Annotated in this window: 14 protein-coding genes and 1 tRNA gene; 11 read left to right on the forward strand and 4 right to left on the reverse strand. The window is 44.1% G+C overall.

What is annotated here, in order from left to right; translation table 11 throughout:
• Nucleotides 1-326: 326 nt before the first annotated feature.
• Nucleotides 327-2723, forward strand: a complete 2397-nt coding sequence (locus MHN09_RS07590; RefSeq protein WP_014976416.1) for an ATP-binding protein — start codon at nucleotides 327-329, stop codon at nucleotides 2721-2723.
• 125 nt (nucleotides 2724-2848) lie between these two features.
• Here MHN09_RS07590 and MHN09_RS07595 read toward each other — a convergent pair whose 3' ends face one another.
• Complete coding sequence (locus MHN09_RS07595) at nucleotides 2849-3751, reverse strand: RDD family protein (RefSeq protein WP_239239981.1); 903 nt, start codon at nucleotides 3749-3751, stop codon at nucleotides 2849-2851.
• A 266-nt stretch (nucleotides 3752-4017) separates the two neighbouring features.
• On the opposite strand from MHN09_RS07595, the gene MHN09_RS07600 reads away from it, so the two are divergent.
• Entirely contained in the window at nucleotides 4018-4722 is a 705-nt protein-coding gene (locus MHN09_RS07600) for a hypothetical protein (protein WP_014976418.1), read from the forward strand.
• A 77-nt stretch (nucleotides 4723-4799) separates the two neighbouring features.
• On the opposite strand, the gene MHN09_RS07605 is transcribed toward MHN09_RS07600, so the two are convergent.
• Together MHN09_RS07605 and yhbY are read right to left on the reverse strand one after the other, a co-directional pair.
• Nucleotides 4800-5576, reverse strand: a complete 777-nt coding sequence (locus MHN09_RS07605; protein ID WP_239239983.1) for a 3-hydroxyacyl-CoA dehydrogenase — start codon at nucleotides 5574-5576, stop codon at nucleotides 4800-4802.
• Nucleotides 5577-5679: 103 nt separating this feature from the next.
• The gene (yhbY, locus tag MHN09_RS07610; RefSeq protein ID WP_014949363.1) at nucleotides 5680-5973 is read right to left on the reverse strand and encodes a ribosome assembly RNA-binding protein YhbY; all 294 of its coding nucleotides are present in this window, start codon (nucleotides 5971-5973) and stop codon (nucleotides 5680-5682) included.
• A gap of 95 nt (nucleotides 5974-6068) precedes the next feature.
• On the opposite strand from yhbY, the gene rlmE reads away from it, so the two are divergent.
• The 9 genes from rlmE (at nucleotide 6069) to MHN09_RS07655 (ending at nucleotide 15505) form a co-directional block, all read left to right on the forward strand.
• The gene (rlmE, locus tag MHN09_RS07615; RefSeq protein WP_014949364.1) at nucleotides 6069-6698 is read left to right on the forward strand and encodes a 23S rRNA (uridine(2552)-2'-O)-methyltransferase RlmE; all 630 of its coding nucleotides are present in this window, start codon (nucleotides 6069-6071) and stop codon (nucleotides 6696-6698) included.
• 101 nt (nucleotides 6699-6799) lie between these two features.
• Nucleotides 6800-8746: an ATP-dependent zinc metalloprotease FtsH gene (gene ftsH / locus MHN09_RS07620; protein ID WP_014949365.1), complete on the forward strand. Its 1947-nt coding sequence runs from the start codon at nucleotides 6800-6802 to the stop codon at nucleotides 8744-8746.
• Between the two features lie 340 nt (nucleotides 8747-9086).
• Nucleotides 9087-9911: a dihydropteroate synthase gene (folP, locus tag MHN09_RS07625; RefSeq protein ID WP_049588708.1), complete on the forward strand. Its 825-nt coding sequence runs from the start codon at nucleotides 9087-9089 to the stop codon at nucleotides 9909-9911.
• A gap of 9 nt (nucleotides 9912-9920) precedes the next feature.
• Nucleotides 9921-11264, forward strand: coding sequence for a phosphoglucosamine mutase (gene glmM / locus MHN09_RS07630; protein ID WP_014949367.1), 1344 nt, complete (start codon nucleotides 9921-9923; stop codon nucleotides 11262-11264).
• Between the two features lie 96 nt (nucleotides 11265-11360).
• Complete coding sequence (gene tpiA / locus MHN09_RS07635; protein WP_039232718.1) at nucleotides 11361-12104, forward strand: triose-phosphate isomerase; 744 nt, start codon at nucleotides 11361-11363, stop codon at nucleotides 12102-12104.
• Between the two features lie 10 nt (nucleotides 12105-12114).
• A complete protein-coding gene (gene secG, locus MHN09_RS07640) occupies nucleotides 12115-12528 on the forward strand; it encodes a preprotein translocase subunit SecG (protein ID WP_039232721.1) in 414 nt (137 codons plus the stop codon).
• Between the two features lie 9 nt (nucleotides 12529-12537).
• Nucleotides 12538-12623: transfer RNA gene (locus tag MHN09_RS07645), tRNA-Leu, on the forward strand.
• Nucleotides 12624-12858: 235 nt separating this feature from the next.
• On the forward strand, nucleotides 12859-15153 hold the full coding sequence (locus tag MHN09_RS07650; RefSeq protein ID WP_039229424.1) for a GGDEF domain-containing protein: 2295 nt from the start codon (nucleotides 12859-12861) through the stop codon (nucleotides 15151-15153).
• 193 nt (nucleotides 15154-15346) lie between these two features.
• Nucleotides 15347-15505 (forward strand): YqaE/Pmp3 family membrane protein, encoded by a 159-nt coding sequence (locus MHN09_RS07655; protein WP_014949371.1) that lies wholly within the window; start codon nucleotides 15347-15349, stop codon nucleotides 15503-15505.
• A gap of 162 nt (nucleotides 15506-15667) precedes the next feature.
• On the opposite strand, the gene MHN09_RS07660 is transcribed toward MHN09_RS07655, so the two are convergent.
• Nucleotides 15668-16123 (reverse strand): hemerythrin domain-containing protein, encoded by a 456-nt coding sequence (locus MHN09_RS07660; RefSeq protein WP_049587787.1) that lies wholly within the window; start codon nucleotides 16121-16123, stop codon nucleotides 15668-15670.
• Nucleotides 16124-16248: the final 125 nt, after the last annotated feature.

Genomic DNA, 16248 nt, shown 5'->3' on the forward strand with positions numbered 1-16248 from the left:
CCTTGGCGCGCTTTTCTTAACGCTGTGATTTTAATGCTCTGATCCAGATTATGTGGCAGAAATAAATGCAGCGGTTAAATTGAAGTAAGTTCTTTCGTACTTAACTCCTTTTCGGCTTTAATTAGACGCTACACCTTGTGTCGCAAGGTATCAGTTCTAGTGAAGGCCACAAAAAGCTCGTAGTGCTTGCCAATTTCTCTCTAAAATCATGAAGGTGGTTGTTTGTTGTGCAATTAGCGATGCAAAGCTGCCTTATTCAGGATAAGCGTTTGACACTAATGTTAATTAGGGTTTCACTTAAGTAAAGAAACAAAGATAGAACAGACATGTCTGTAGACAGTAAATTATATGCGTTAGATGTAGACGCGCTTTCACCTACCATAAATCGCCGAGCGATAAACAGTGCCTTAAAAGATGATGAAGCGCTAAATGCGACCTTCATTGGGCAAGAGCGTGCGCGTGAAGCACTTACGTTTGGGTTAGGTATTAACACCAAAGGCTATAATCTATACGTGATGGGTGAGCCTGCCACAGGCCGCTTCACTCTAGTGAAGGATTATATTGAACGCCAAGTTGCCCAGCTACCGGCGCCTGATGATTGTTGTTATATCAACAATTTTGACGAAGAGCGCGAACCTGTTGCGCTAAAATTTCCTCCCGGAGGTGGAAAAGCATTCCACAAGGACATGGCTGCGCTTATTGACGATGTCTTAGACTCACTGCCCATTGCCTTTGATAACCCGGGATATCAGCGCCGTCGCGCGTCAATTTCCAGAGAGTTCGAGCAAAAGTACGATGCGGCTATCGATGCGGTAGAGCGTTACGCACAAGCGAATGATGTTGCGCTGTACGAAGAGGGTGGCTCTATTACGTTTTCACCTATCGTTAACGGCAAGCCAATAAGTGATACAGAGTTTGCGTCATTAACTGACGCACAACGGGAAGGGTTTTATACTCTTATTGACGAACTAGAAAACAGGTTAAGCGAAGGCCTGTTAAGCCTGCCTACGTGGAAACGCGAAAACTCTGAGCGTCTGCGTGAGCTTGACAAAAAGACCGCAGAGCAGGGAATTAAGCCGCTGCTAAAAGTGCTTGAGCACAAATACGCGTCTGAGCTAGGGGTAATGAAGTACCTCAAGCAGCTTAAAACTGCATTGGTCAACGCTATCTTAGTCATTCACAGTGAAGAGCAGAAAGAAGAGAAGAGTGATGACTTCGACAAGAAGATATTTTTAGAAGAGCAATTTCTTCCTAACGTTTTGGTGTCGAATAAACTCGATGACGCAGCCCCTGTTATTTATGAGCCGAACCCTACTTATCAAAATTTGTTTGGCAAAATAGAGTACACCAACATTCACGGCAGCGTGTTTACAAACTATCGCATGATTCAGCCCGGTGCGCTCCATCGTGCAAATGGCGGTTATTTGTTGTTGGATGTGGACCAACTTATTGAACAACCTTTCGTGTGGGATACTCTTAAGCTTGCCATCAAGTCACAGCGCTTGCGCATGGACTTACCCCAGCAAGATGTGGGTATGGTGAACAACATTACGCTCAATCCACAGCCCATCGACTTAAATGTGAAAATCGTTCTGTTAGGCTCGCGTGATTTATACTACACGCTGCAAGATTACGATGACGAGTTTGATGAACTGTTTAGAGTGTTGGTGGATTTTGATTTGGAAATTCCCGTCACCAGACAGGCGCTTTTTGATTTCGTGGGCAAAGTACGTGCGCATCTTATTCAGTTAGGACTTAAAGGCATTACCGCTAACGCGATGTGCAGGCTAGTTGAGTACTCGTTAAGAATGGCTGAACATAAAGAAAAGCTATCTGCGCACTTCGCTGAAGTTATCGAGCTAGTTAATGAAGCCTATTATTTCTGTCAGAAATCTAATGCCGACACGCTAGAACTTGATCATTTAAAAACAGCATTAAGTGCCAAGAAGCGTCGTACCGGCCGCGTCAGTCAAACACTATTAAACGATATTAAAGAAGGGCACGTGCTTATTGCCACTGAAGGAAAAGCGGTAGGCAAAGTAAACGGGTTAACGGTTTTGGATATTGGTGACACTGCATTTGGTACGCCTGCACGCATTACGTCTACTGTATTTGCCGGCGCAAGTGGTGTCGTTGATATTGAGCGTGAGGTAGAGCTTGGACAGCCTATTCACTCAAAAGGCGTTATGTTGCTGAACGGCTACTTGGGCAACAAGTATGCCCAGCATTTCCCGTTAACCCTATCGGCAAATATAGCGCTAGAGCAGTCATACGGACATATTGATGGCGATAGTGCATCCCTTGGTGAACTGGTTGCGCTTATCTCTGCGTTGACTGAAATCCCTTGCTTACAAACCTTGGCTATCACGGGTTCCATAAACCAGTATGGTGAAGTGCAAGCGGTTGGCGGTGTGAACGAAAAGATAGAAGGCTTTTTCGACTTGTGTCAACACCGCGGCCTTACCGGTACGCAGGGCGTGATTATTCCTAAATCAAATGCGATTAATTTGGTATTAGATGCCACCGTTATCGACGCAGTGAAAAAAGGGCTGTTCCATATTTACACTGTAGAGACTGTTGATGATGCGCTATCTATTTTGATGGAACAGGAAGCGGGTAAAATAAGTAGTAAAGGTCGTTACCCCAAAAATTCAATCAATTACCATGCCGTAAACCGTCTATACAATATTGCGCTTATTGTTAATGGTGGAGATGGCGAATAGATAAGAACGAAGCGCGTACTTGCAGTGTCGAGACGCGCTTCTTTATTTTTGCGCTAATAAAGATGTGCTTTTTCAGTAGAACGTGCACACAGCCATTCAATGCTAAACGCAAGTATCAGAGCGCGCTAATCGCGGGTGCTGATGACCAGAGTTTCTGAAATTTTATCTTGGATAGCTTGTCGGTTAGGATCCCAGTAAATTTGCACAAATCCTAACAAGCCAGTTGCTAAACCCGCACCATAACCGCCATAACGACCAAAGCTCTCCCATAGCGACAGTCCAGAACCATCGAGTTTGAGTACTTGTATATTTAGCAGTCGTTTACCTGGAGTTTTTCCGTTAAACCATGCGGTAAACACGCTGTAATAAAGCGTGGCCCAACCAAAGCCTAAGCCAAGCTCAGTAATTAAACCTTTAATCCACGCGACAATGCTGTATGTATTTGCTGAGGGCTCTGAAGTTGCGTCATCGAAATCTGCTAGGTCACTTTCAATACCTTCAGCTTCCTGTAGGCCATTTTCATGCACACCTTTATTTTGAACTTGCTCATTTACTCCAATATCATCATTCGCACCATTTTTCTCACCTTGGCGATTAGGCGAGTCGATCACGTTGCTGACAGTTGCATCGTCACGAAAGTAATTAGCCTCATTGGCAGCATCTAACGTAAGCAACACTGTCCAAAAGAGCATGAACGCTCCACCTATTCGAAGAAATGAACGCGTCGTTTTTTTATGGCTTTGATTGGCTACGTTGCGGCTAGCTTTATAAAACGTCACTGTAGCAATAATCGCCAAAAACAGTGCATCCAGTGAGCTCAAAATGGCGACAAATAGTAGGTCAATACACTGAGCCAACCCTCGTTGAAAAGGTGTAGCCAGACGCTTGCCTAACAGCGAGTTAGCCACGCCAAACGCATAGGGCGTGACTATATCCTTTGTTTCAACGGTTTCTAATTTATCTGCAGTATTATTTTCGACATCACTACTTAGAGGTGGCGAATCAATATGTTGATGAGGGTGAGACATTTGCCGTCCACTGTGCTTAACCTAATTCCATAACACTACTTTACACAGTAAGGCGCGTTATTTTAACTCTTTTATCTGAAGGGCAAGCACCCCGCAAATACGCATGCAGGATACAGTGTAATCTCTTCAATAGTCGGAATATTTTTCTTTTTAGCAAATAGATAATTTAAGTGTGTTTCACTTAAGCTATTGATTTATATGCGCGGCATTGGGTTTGCATCAGAGATTATCGAATGGATAACAATGATGCCTTTAAGGAGGTTACGATGTTTAACTCAAAACGAAAGATTACAGCAACTTTGGTTTCATTCGCTATGATGGGGTCATCTGCAATGGCACAAGCTAACGTTGACGAGATGAAAACTGCGCAAATGCAAGCAGCTTCAGCGTCAGTACAACCTGAGTCCAGAACATCTGAGTCTGGTGATACGTGGATTACGTTGACCGGTGAGGTGTCTGCTGTAGATTCAAAATTCTTTACGTTAGATTACGGTGACGGGAATATCTTTGTTGAGTTAAGAGACACCGACCTTGACAGTAATGCCTATGCAAAAATGAAAGGCGAAGAAGTCATGGTAACGGCGCGTCTTGATGATGGCATGTTTTCGAGCGAAAGGTTAGTTGCTCAGAGTGTGATTGTTGATGGTATGGATACTGTTTACTTAGCTGAGTCGGTTAATCAGGCTTCGGCAGATCTTTATTTAAGTACAGCAAGTAACATTGAGTTTGACGATGAAGAAATGGTGCTTGTAGGTACCGTCAAATCAATTGGCAAAGAAGCGTTACAAATTGACGTGGGCGATACCACCCTCACGGTAGAGCTTGATGAGTTAGAGGACGCACCTGTGGATGCGGATGGTTACCTAACGCTAATGAAAGGCGAGCGCGTACGCATCACTGGCGAACTAGAAGACGATTTCTTTAATCGTTTCACCGTAGAAGCTGATACGCTAATCAAAATGAAAAGTTAACTATTACTGATAGATAACGCTTAAAAAAAACCGCCGAAAGGCGGTTTTTTTGATTAAAGCATTAATGTACTTAATCACTACTTTGGAGGCATGCGCAGCCCGCCGTCTAAGCGGATTGTCTCACCATTTAGGTAGCTATTGTTCGCCATATGGATAACCAACTTAGCAAATTCTTCTGGTAGTCCAAGGCGCTTAGGAAACTGAACGTTAGCAGAAAGGGCGTCTTGCACTTTTTCTGGCATAGCAAGTAGCATTGGCGTGCCCATTACACCCGGCGCAATGGTGTTAACACGAATACCCAACGGGGCTAAGTCTCGAGCCATTGGAAGGGTTAGGCCGATAATGCCACCTTTACTCGCGGCATAAGCGGTTTGCCCTATTTGACCTTCGTAGCCAGCAACTGAAGCAGTGTTTACGATAAGACCGCGTTCGCCTTCCTCGTTAACTGGCGATTGCTTTGCCATCGTCGCTGCAACTAAGCGAGAAACATTAAAGCTTCCTACTAAGTTAATATCGATAGTTTTCTGGAAGTCACCCAACGGCGCCGGATTGCCTCCTTTGTCAAGCAGTCGCTTAGCTGGTGCGATGCCTGCACAGTTAACCACTAAAGAAATGGCGCCAAACCTTTCGGTTGTCGCGTCTATAGCTGCTTGAACAGAAGCTTCATCGCGTACATCGACTTTGGTGAAAAGTGTGTTGTTATTGCCCAATTCTTCTACGCGCTGTGCGCCAAGCTCTTCATTTAAGTCGAAAAGGCTGACGTTAGCACCTGCATCTCGAAGTGCGATAGCAGTGGCATGACCAAGTCCGGAGCAACCGCCAGTAACAATGGCAGTAAGATTATTTAGCGTCATAGATTTCCCTTAAACCCTAGTTTTTCACTATTATTAACGTGATGTTAACGGGAAGTAAGAAGAAAAACTACGGTGCCGACGGGGATCGGCACCTTATATTCAGCTATTTTGGCAACTGAATTTTACAGTCTTCGCTTTGACGGTAGATAATTAGCGTGTGGCCGATTACCTGTAGCTTAACTGAGTTTGTTTCACGAACAATGGCATCCATGATTAGCGCTTTTTCTTCGCGATCGTCTGTTGGCACCTTAACTTTAATTAATTCGTGATGGCTAAGGGCGTTGTCAATTTCGGCAACAACACCTTCTGTCAGGCCGTTCCCACCTAGCTGCACAACAGGTTTTAAAGGGTGTGCAAGGCCTTTTAGGAATTGTTTCTGTTTATTTGAAAGTTTCATGAAGTAATATTTCTTACAATTAATCTGTTAGTTTATGCTTGAAATAACGTATTCTAACGCCATCTTCTCTACAATCCTAATGACATTGTATTGGAATGACAAAAAAGAAACACTCCGCCAGCAGTAAACGCTGGCTACAAGAACACGTTAACGACCATTATGTGCAAAAAGCAAATAAGGAAGGTTGGCGCTCGCGAGCTATCTATAAACTGGAAGAAATTCAGAAAAAAGATAAGCTTATTAAACCAGGAATGACACTTGTAGACCTTGGTGCTGCACCGGGGGGCTGGTCACAGCTAGCCGCACAGCTCGTTGGCGACAATGGTCAAGTTATCGCGTGCGATATTTTGCCCATGGACCCAATCGTGGGCGTAGACTTTTTACAAGGTGATTTCAGAGAGGACGCTGTTCTCGACGCACTATTGAACAGAATCGGTGGGAACACCGTAGATATTGTGTTGTCTGATATGGCACCGAACCTTGCAGGTAACGCGTCGGTTGACCAATCTCGCTCTATGTATCTTTGCGAACTAGCGCTTGATATGTGTCACCAAGTGTTAAAGCCTGGTGGTTCGTTTGTCATAAAGGTGTTCCAAGGTGAGGGGTTTGTTGAGTTCATGAACGCACTTAAACAATCTTTCACAACCATAAAGACGCGTAAGCCTGACTCGTCCAGATCACGTTCGCGAGAGGTGTATTTGGTGGCTTGTGGGTATAAAGTGTAGTACGCTTTGAGATAAGCGGTTTTCGTTGCGAGTTGTGTCGTTTATTCAATAAACAACTTGTTGAATATACAAGCAATTCGGGTTTATAGAGGTTAGTAGCATTGAGCGATATGGCAAAAAATTTAATCTTATGGTTAGTCATCGCCGTTGTTTTAATGTCGGTTTTCCAGAGCTTTTCACCGAGTGAATCGTCTCGTTCGCAAACTGACTACACAACGTTTTTGAGAGAAGCAGAACAGGGAAATATTCGAGAAGTTCGCATCAATAATAGTGGCGAAATTCGAGGTACTAAGCGTTCAGGCGAAACTTTCCAAACATTCGTACCTTACTTCGATGACAAGTTAGTATCTGACTTGGTTAAGAACGACGTAAGAGTGTATGGTGAACCACCAGAAGAGCAGTCTCTTCTGACGTCTATTTTCATCTCATGGTTCCCCATGTTACTGCTTATTGGTGTATGGATTTTCTTCATGCGTCAAATGCAGGGTGGCGGCGGCCGTGGCGCTATGTCATTCGGTAAAAGCAAAGCTCGCTTGCTTGGTGAAGACCAAATTAAGACAACATTTGCTGACGTAGCAGGCTGTGACGAAGCGAAAGAAGATGTATCTGAATTGGTAGACTTCCTGCGCGACCCGTCTAAGTTCCAAAAGCTTGGTGGTAAAATTCCGAAGGGCGTACTTATGGTAGGTCCTCCTGGTACAGGTAAAACGTTGCTTGCAAAAGCCATTGCCGGTGAAGCGAAAGTACCATTCTTTACGATCTCTGGTTCTGATTTCGTTGAAATGTTCGTGGGTGTAGGTGCATCTCGTGTACGTGACATGTTTGAGCAAGCGAAAAAAGCGGCGCCTTGTATCATCTTCATCGATGAAATCGATGCGGTAGGCCGTCAACGTGGTGCTGGTCTAGGTGGTGGTCACGACGAACGTGAGCAAACCCTTAACCAGATGCTTGTTGAAATGGACGGCTTTGAAGGTCATGAAGGTATTATTGTTATTGCGGCAACTAACCGTCCTGACGTACTAGACCCTGCGCTTCTTCGTCCTGGTCGTTTTGACCGTCAAGTAGTGGTTGGTCTTCCTGACATCCGCGGCCGTGAACAAATTCTTAAGGTTCATATTCGCAAAGTGCCAGTGGCTGATAACGTAGAGCCGTCAGTTATTGCTCGCGGTACACCAGGTTTCTCAGGTGCTGACCTTGCTAACCTAGTAAACGAAGCTGCATTGTTTGCTGCTCGCGGCAACAAGCGCCTTGTTTCTATGGAAGAGTTTGAGAAAGCGAAAGACAAAATCATGATGGGCTCTGAGCGTAAGTCTATGGTGATGTCTGAGCCTGAAAAAGAAATGACAGCGTATCACGAAGCGGGTCACGCTATCGTAGGTCGCTTAGTGCCAGAGCACGATCCGGTATACAAAGTGTCAATCATTCCACGCGGTCGCGCGCTGGGTGTGACCATGTACTTACCAGAGCAAGACCGAGTGAGCCACTCTAAACAGCACTTAGAAAGTATGATTTCTAGCTTGTTTGGTGGGCGTATTGCTGAAGCCATTATTTATGGTGACGACAAAGTAACCACGGGTGCATCTAATGACATCGAACGCGCAACTGAAATTGCACGTAAGATGGTGACCCAATGGGGCTTGTCGAGCAAAATGGGCCCAATGCTTTACGCTGAAGACGAGGGTGAAGTGTTCCTAGGCAAGTCTATGTCTAAGGCAACAAATATGTCTGATGACACAGCACGTGCCATTGATGCGGAAATTAAGTCACTGATTGACCGCAACTACGAGCGTGCTCAAAAGATCCTTGAAGACAACATCGATATTTTACATTCAATGAAAGACGCACTGATGAAGTACGAAACCATTGATGCTAAGCAAATTGATGATCTGATGAACCGCACTGACGTTCGTCCTCCTGCTGACTGGGATGACAGCAAGCCATCGGGTGGCGATAAGCCAAGTGGTGGTGCGCCGGTTCGTGAAGGTGAAATTAAAAATGACGGTGTAGACAAACCGTCGGTAGGTAAGCCGGGCGATATTCCAAGCTAACCTTCTACATCCATTGAAAAACGCCAGTTTAACTGGCGTTTTTTGTTAGAGCTGATTGATTTTAATCTGGGAATTTGACTTACAGTTTATGTCACTGTGTTAGCTGAGTTATTTATTTCGTTACGCTTTACATTGTTCTTTGCAAAGAACAATGAAAAAAACACGGCGAAGAACTAACCAAAGAATTCAGCAAGCAACAAGGCAAAGAGCATGCATTTTTAAGTAGGTTTCATTGCTAACACAGCGGGTCAAAATCAGTTTGCTTTATAGCTTCATTTCTCAACATATTTTCTGTCTAAGAAATACGGTAATTTCAAAATAAAGATAATGCAGGTAATTCATGCAGTTTGGTAAGTACTTCATAGATCTGTCACAGCCTCAGGTAATGGGCATTTTAAATGTTACTCCTGATTCATTTTCTGACGGCGGCAAGCACACAAATGTATCTCAAGCCCTTGACCATGCGCTTCGCATGATTGAAGAAGGGGCAACTTTTATTGATATAGGTGGTGAATCGACAAGGCCAGGCGCGCCCGACGTATCGCTGCAGGAAGAGCTTGATCGTACAATACCCGTTATTGAAGCCGTAGCTAAAAATACCCCATGTGTTATTTCTATTGATACCAGCAAGGCTGACGTTATGCGCGAAGCGGTGAAAGCTGGCGCGGGGCTAATCAACGATGTCCGCGCGTTACAAGAGCCTGGTGCATTGCAAGTAGCAGCTGAAGCACAAGTACCTGTTTGTTTAATGCATATGCAGGGGCAACCCAGAACCATGCAGCAAAGCCCTGAGTATGATGATGTAGTGAATGATGTGGGGCAGTTTCTACTCGCGCGTACCAAAGTATGTGAAGAAGCGGGCATTGCTAAAGACAAGATTTTGTTCGACCCTGGCTACGGTTTCGGAAAGTCACTGGAACACAATTATACGCTGGTGAAACACTTGCCATCGCTTATGAAGCTGGGTTACCCAGTGCTAGTAGGCATGTCTCGCAAGTCGATGATTGGCAATTTGCTAAATAGAAAAGTGGATGAGCGCTTGGCGGGAAGCATAAGCCTCGCTACAATTGTCGCCCAAATGGGCGCACAGATAGTTCGCGTTCACGACGTGAAAGAAACAGCTGATGCTGTCAATATCGTGAAAATGCTGAATTCAGTAAAATAAGGAATAATAATGACGCAGCGCAAATATTTTGGCACCGACGGTATCCGCGGAAAGGTAGGCGAGAGCAATATCAACCCAGAGTTTGTTACAAAACTCGGGTGGGCAGCAGGTAAGGTCCTTGCCGGACGAGGGACGAACAAAGTACTTATTGGTAAAGACACGCGTATTTCTGGCTACATGCTAGAGTCGTCTTTAGAGGCTGGTTTATCGGCTGCTGGTATCAATATCGGCTTGCTAGGCCCCATGCCAACGCCAGCCATTGCTTATCTCACCAAAACATTTCGCTCAGAAGCAGGGATAGTGATTAGTGCGTCACATAATCCGTTTTATGACAACGGCATTAAATTTTTCTCAGCGCAAGGCTTTAAGCTTGATGATGATATCGAATTAGCGATTGAAGATATGCTTGAGCGTCCAATGACATGTGTGGCATCTGATAAGCTGGGTAAGGCCACGCGTATAAACGACGCTGCGGGTCGTTATATTGAGTTTTGTAAGGGGACATTCCCTTCAGAATTATCGCTGACAGATCTTAAAATTGTTGTGGACTGCGCACATGGCGCAACGTATCACATTGCCCCCAATGTATTGAGAGAGTTAGGTGCTACGGTTATCGAACTTGGTACAGCGCCGAACGGTTTAAACATTAACGACGGAGTGGGCGCAACCTCAATGGATGCGATTGTTGAAAAGGTTAAGGAGACCGGCGCTGATCTTGGCTTTGCCCTAGACGGCGATGGCGATCGCATTATGATGGTAGACCATTTAGGTAACGTGTTAGATGGTGACCAGATTGTTTACATCATTGCCCGCGACGCGCTTAAGAACGGCAAAATGCAGGGTGGTGTAGTTGGCACGTTGATGAGTAATTTAGGCCTTGAAAATGCGTTGTCAAAGCTTGGTGTTCCTTTCGCAAGAAGTAATGTTGGCGACCGTTATGTGATGGAGCTGCTACAGCAAAAAGGCTGGTCTATTGGCGGTGAAAACTCTGGTCATGTTCTCAATCTTAATATGAGCTCTACGGGTGACGGTATTGTAGCTGGGCTTCAAGTGCTTGCCGCAATGCTTCGTTCGCACATGGACTTACACGACTTAGCAAGTGGGTTTGAAATGTACCCGCAAACGCTAGTTAACGTGAGGTACGCTAACCAAGAAGTGGATTATTTAGCACACAGCAATGTACAAAATGCTAAGAAAGAGGCTGAGTCTGCGTTAGGTAAAACGGGCAGGGTACTTCTACGTAAAAGTGGTACTGAGCCGTTAATTCGTGTGATGGTTGAGTCGAATGACGAAAGCCAATCTCACAAATGGGCAGAACATATTGCTGAAACTGTTCGTAATCTCGCCAATTAGTTGGCGTAGCAGGAAATTTTGCTTTTTGTGCTTGTATCTTCTCAATTAAATAGTTAATATCACGCCCGCTTTGAAGACAGGGCTAAGGTCTGCGTTGTGAGTAAAAATCTTAGAAAGCCATTCGTGGCTGGCAACTGGAAAATGAACGGAAATTTGGCATTAGTTGCTGAATTTAATCAAAAACTGGCGAATGTAAAAGCTGATTCGGAAATCGTTATTTGCGCTCCTTCACTTCTTTTACACGCATTTGAAACCCATTCGTTTGCCATTGGTGCTCAAAACGTAAGTCATCTTAATAACGGCGCTCACACTGGTGAGTTGTCAGTTGAAATGCTTAAAGAAGCAGGTTGCGGTTACGCAATTGTTGGGCATTCAGAAAGACGAGAAGACCAAGGCGAGTCAAGCGAACTTGTTGCATTAAAGGCAAAGCAATGTGTTTCTTCAGGTGTCGTACCCATCATTTGTGTAGGTGAGCCACTTGAAGTGAGAGAAGCAGGTGATGTTGAATCGTTTGTTGGCGAGCAACTAGATGCACTAGTTAGCGCCATGTCGATAGACGAACTCAGCAAAACTGTTATTGCATACGAGCCGATTTGGGCAATTGGTACTGGTAAAACAGCCAGCCCTGAGCAAGCACAAGAAGTACACGAATTTATTCGCGGCTACTTTAATAAAGTAGATGCACAATTGGCTCAAGGCCTTCGTATTTTGTACGGTGGTAGTGTTAAGCCAGATAATGCTGAAACCCTATTTGCACAGAAAGATGTAGATGGCGGTCTAATTGGCGGAGCCAGTTTAAAAGCTGAAGATTTTATTTCAATTTGCCAAGCGGCAAACTGACGAGGTATTTATGATTTACGAAGTGCTATTAGTAGCATACCTAATTGTAGCGCTATTACTTATTGGATTTGTATTGATCCAACAAGGTAAAGGTGCAGATATGGGCGCTTCATTTGGCTCAGGCGGTTCAAACACTGTTTTCGGTTCATCAGGTTCAGGTAACTTCATGACTCGTACGACCGCTATATTAGCAGGCTTGTTCTTCTTAATTAGCCTTTCTTTGGGTGCAATGACTGCAAACCGTGAAAGCGCAGAAGATGAGTGGAACAACCTAGAAGTTCCAGCGGCAGTAGAAGAGCCAGTAGAGCTACCAGCTGATCAAGACGTACCAGTTATTGAAGATGCAGCTCAAAGTGACGTTCCTGTTGTTGAAAGCGATGTAACAGACGTACCAAAGTCTGACGACGCTGAAGGTTCAAACTAAAAAGTTTTCGCGGAAGTGGTGGAATTGGTAGACACGCCATCTTGAGGGGGTGGTGAGCATAGCTCGTGCGGGTTCAAGTCCCGCTTTCCGCACCAAATAAATGTAAAGGCCTGCGCAATGCTGGCCTTTTCTGTTTTTACACTGTGTAATTCTTGTTAAGGTGACCCTGTACGCTCACTTTTAATTGGCCTTGTTAATTGTAACAAAGCGTTAAAATCTAAAATTTACAGGATGTTATGTCTGTTCCTATTTTTATTATTCGGCTATGCTTTTCAATACTTAGTCACACTGTCTGCGACATAAACAAAACAATTTTTACGAGGCACTATAGTGCAAAAAACACTTAGTCAGAGTTTGTTCCAAACCCTATTCATAGGGATTGTGATAGCATCACTTCTGATAATTGGAGCAGTGTGGCGCTCAGCCAATACTCTCGTTGTTCAAAACATTGACCACAATATTGTTTTAGCAGAGAAAGTATTCGATAAAGTGGTTGCGGATCGTCAAGCTGTCATACGCAACGTTTCAAAAGTACTGTCTCGCTCATTTGATTTCAGGCGTGCGGTAGGCACAGAGAATATACCCTCTATTGAAGCGGCGTTTACCAGTTACGCGCAGAGACTAAACACCGATATCATCGCTCTGGTAAGTCTAGACCATCAAGTAGTTGTAACGCGTACAGACCTATTTGAAGTCGGTCAAAATGTGGAAAGTAGCCTTGCATTGGTTGCTAAAGGGAAAGACAGCGGTTTCTTCGTAGTAGATAACAAATTAGTACAGTTAAATCTAATTCGCGTAGAAATACCTACGCTTAGATATTACATGCTAATAGGCGTTGAGTTTGATAGCAGATTATTAGAAGAGCTAAAAGCGCTCGTAGACGCTGAAATTATTATCTCAAGAACTGATACCAATGACGTTCTTACGACTACCTTAAAAGAAAATGATGCGCAACGGATCCTCGCGTCAGAACACGACCCCTCGTGGATAGATGTAACGTTTAAAGACGAGCTTACTTACTTTGCCCGTGAGGTGAATATCGCCTCTGATGGCAATTTGCCGGTTAAGATAACTCTAGCTGTAGATACAACGTCTTCATTTAGTGCTTTCACACGTATTCAATTGACGATTCTGGCATTTTGCTTAGTCGCAATATTCATTGCTCTGGGTCTTTCTCTGCTGCTTGCCAGGAACGTGAGTCGACCAGTGTCTACCTTGGTAAAAGCAGTGAATAAGGTCGCGTCAGGAAGCTATGGCGCAACCCTTGACGCACCGTCGAACCTCAAAGAGATTACCGAACTTGCCAACGCAGTCGACAGCATGCAAGCAAGTATTAAAAGCCGTGAAAATCATATTCGTTATCAAGCAGAACACGACGTGCTTACCGGGCTTTTCAATCGGAACTATGTTGAAGGCTTCTTCGAGTCACAACTGCAAGAAGAAAGAGAGTTACAGGTTGTTGCCATTACCGTAATCGGATTTCGAACCATTAACGACCTCTACGGTTACTCTAACGGCGATAATACACTGAAAGCATTGGCCGAGAGGCTTCAGCGTTGGCCTGGTACATCCGCAAGATTAGCTGGCGGTGAGATTTTATATATTACGCAAGATTCACTTAATGATGACCAGCTCGAAACGCTCAAGCACATATTGGAGCAACCAGTGGAAAGTAACCTGATTGCAATTCCAGTAAAAGTCGCCATGGCGGTTATCCAGTGCCCGCAAGATGCAACAACATCAGAAGAATTATTCAGAAAAATGAATATTGTTACTGATGAAGCGATACATAGCGACAGCTGGTGCGTTCGCTATAGGACAGAACTAGAAGATAAATACAATCGCAGACTATCAATTACCACTGAACTAAAACGTGCACTGGCTAGCCAGCAAAACGAACTGTCCATGGTTTACCAGCCAAAAATAGATCTGCAGACAATGAAAGTATGCAGCATGGAAGCGCTTATTCGCTGGAATAATAGTGTTCTGGGCTTCGTTCCACCTGATGAGTTTATTACCATCGCTGAGCAAGCAGGGTTAATTGAGCAAGTTACAACTTGGGTAATGAAGCAAACCATTTCAGACTTAGCTTATTTTAGAGGCATGGGGTATGGGTTCACCGTTGCGATGAACTTATCTACTCAGGATATTCAAAATAAGGTACTTCTAGGGAAGCTGGTGTCGCTTTTAACTCAGGAAGGTCTGTCACCTGAAGCTCTGGAACTTGAAATAACAGAAAGCGATTTAGTTGCTGACGCCTCGCTTGCTATAGAGAACCTTAATGAACTAACGGCGCGGGGCTTTCATTTCGCCATCGACGACTTTGGTACAGGCTATTCGTCGTTAGCCTATTTAAAGAACTTGCCCGTAAAAACGATTAAAATTGATAAGAGTTTTATTCTGTCGCTCGCGAGTGATGAAAACGACCAGCAAATTGTTCATACCGTGCTGAGTTTGGCGAATGTGTTTAATTTAAAGGTTGTGGCTGAAGGTGTTGAAGACGTAGCGTCGCTTGAAATCTTAAAGGACTGGGGCTGTGATATCGTTCAAGGTTATTACATTAGTCGCCCACTTAGCCGTTCAGACCTTGAAGACTGGCTTCAAAATACGCCTTTCGGTGAATAGCTATTTTTTCAAATTAAATTTATTGTTTTACAGTAATCACCATGCCTTTGCCGCAGTATTTGGCGACATGGCATCGTAAATGCAAAACAAATAATGAAGCGTGTAAAACGCTCTGCGGGCCTGATTTCTTCGCCAAAGTGTGAGTATTTTGCCCACTGAGTTGTGAAATTACTTCAAAAACAAGGAATTTATTATGGACATCATTCGTATACTTTTATCGATTTTACTTCCACCGCTGGGCGTATTTTTACAAGTGGGTATCGGTGCTCACTTTTGGATTAATATCCTTTTAACTATTCTTGGCTATTTCCCAGGTGTTATTCACGCTGTTTACATCATCGCTAAAAAGTAGGTGGTGAAAAACGCTGTATTGGCGGCTATGCAATAAATTGCATAGTCGTCGCGAGTACAGCAACCAAATATGAAATAAACAAAAGCCAGCTTTAATAGCTGGCTTTTTACGTGATGACTGTTTGTCGAATAGGACGATTTCGGCAACGTGACATATCCCATGTTAGGCGGTGAGCTTTTCGTCGTCTAACTCTTGCTTCATCTCTTTTTGATATTCATCTGCAAGTTTTGTTTTTTGGCGGTCATTAAGTACATTGCCTGCAACTTGGAAGAATTCCTGTTCTTCGTCGGCAAGGTGATGTTCCACCTTTTCCTGAAGTGTTTTCAAATGACGCAACCAAGCTGGTGAACTCATATCCGTATCATCGAGCTTTGCGAGTAGCTCATCAATTTCGTGATGCTCTGCAATGCCGTGACGTGTTAAATCTACAGTGGCATCTTTCTCCAGAAGATGAGAATAGAAATGGCGTTCTTCAGCGATGGCATGACTTTCAAGCTGTGTCTTAAGCTCTTGAAAATATTCACGGCGCGCAGCAGTGTTTCCGCTTGTTTCAGCTAGTATTTTAAGCAGTAAACGTTGCTTTTCATGGTCTTGACGCAAAGCTTCAAAAATTTTCATGGGTAGTTCCTTATAAATACCTAAAAAATGAATCACACCTGTGGTAATGCTATTTTTATTCCATGAATGGAATATCTGTTACGCGCTGATTTTTATAAGAAATTTCAAATGAAGTGACACAGAGT

Source organism: Alteromonas sp. MmMcT2-5 (assembly GCF_022348315.1).
In the GTDB taxonomy this organism is placed as follows: Bacteria; Pseudomonadota; Gammaproteobacteria; order Enterobacterales; family Alteromonadaceae; genus Alteromonas; species Alteromonas macleodii.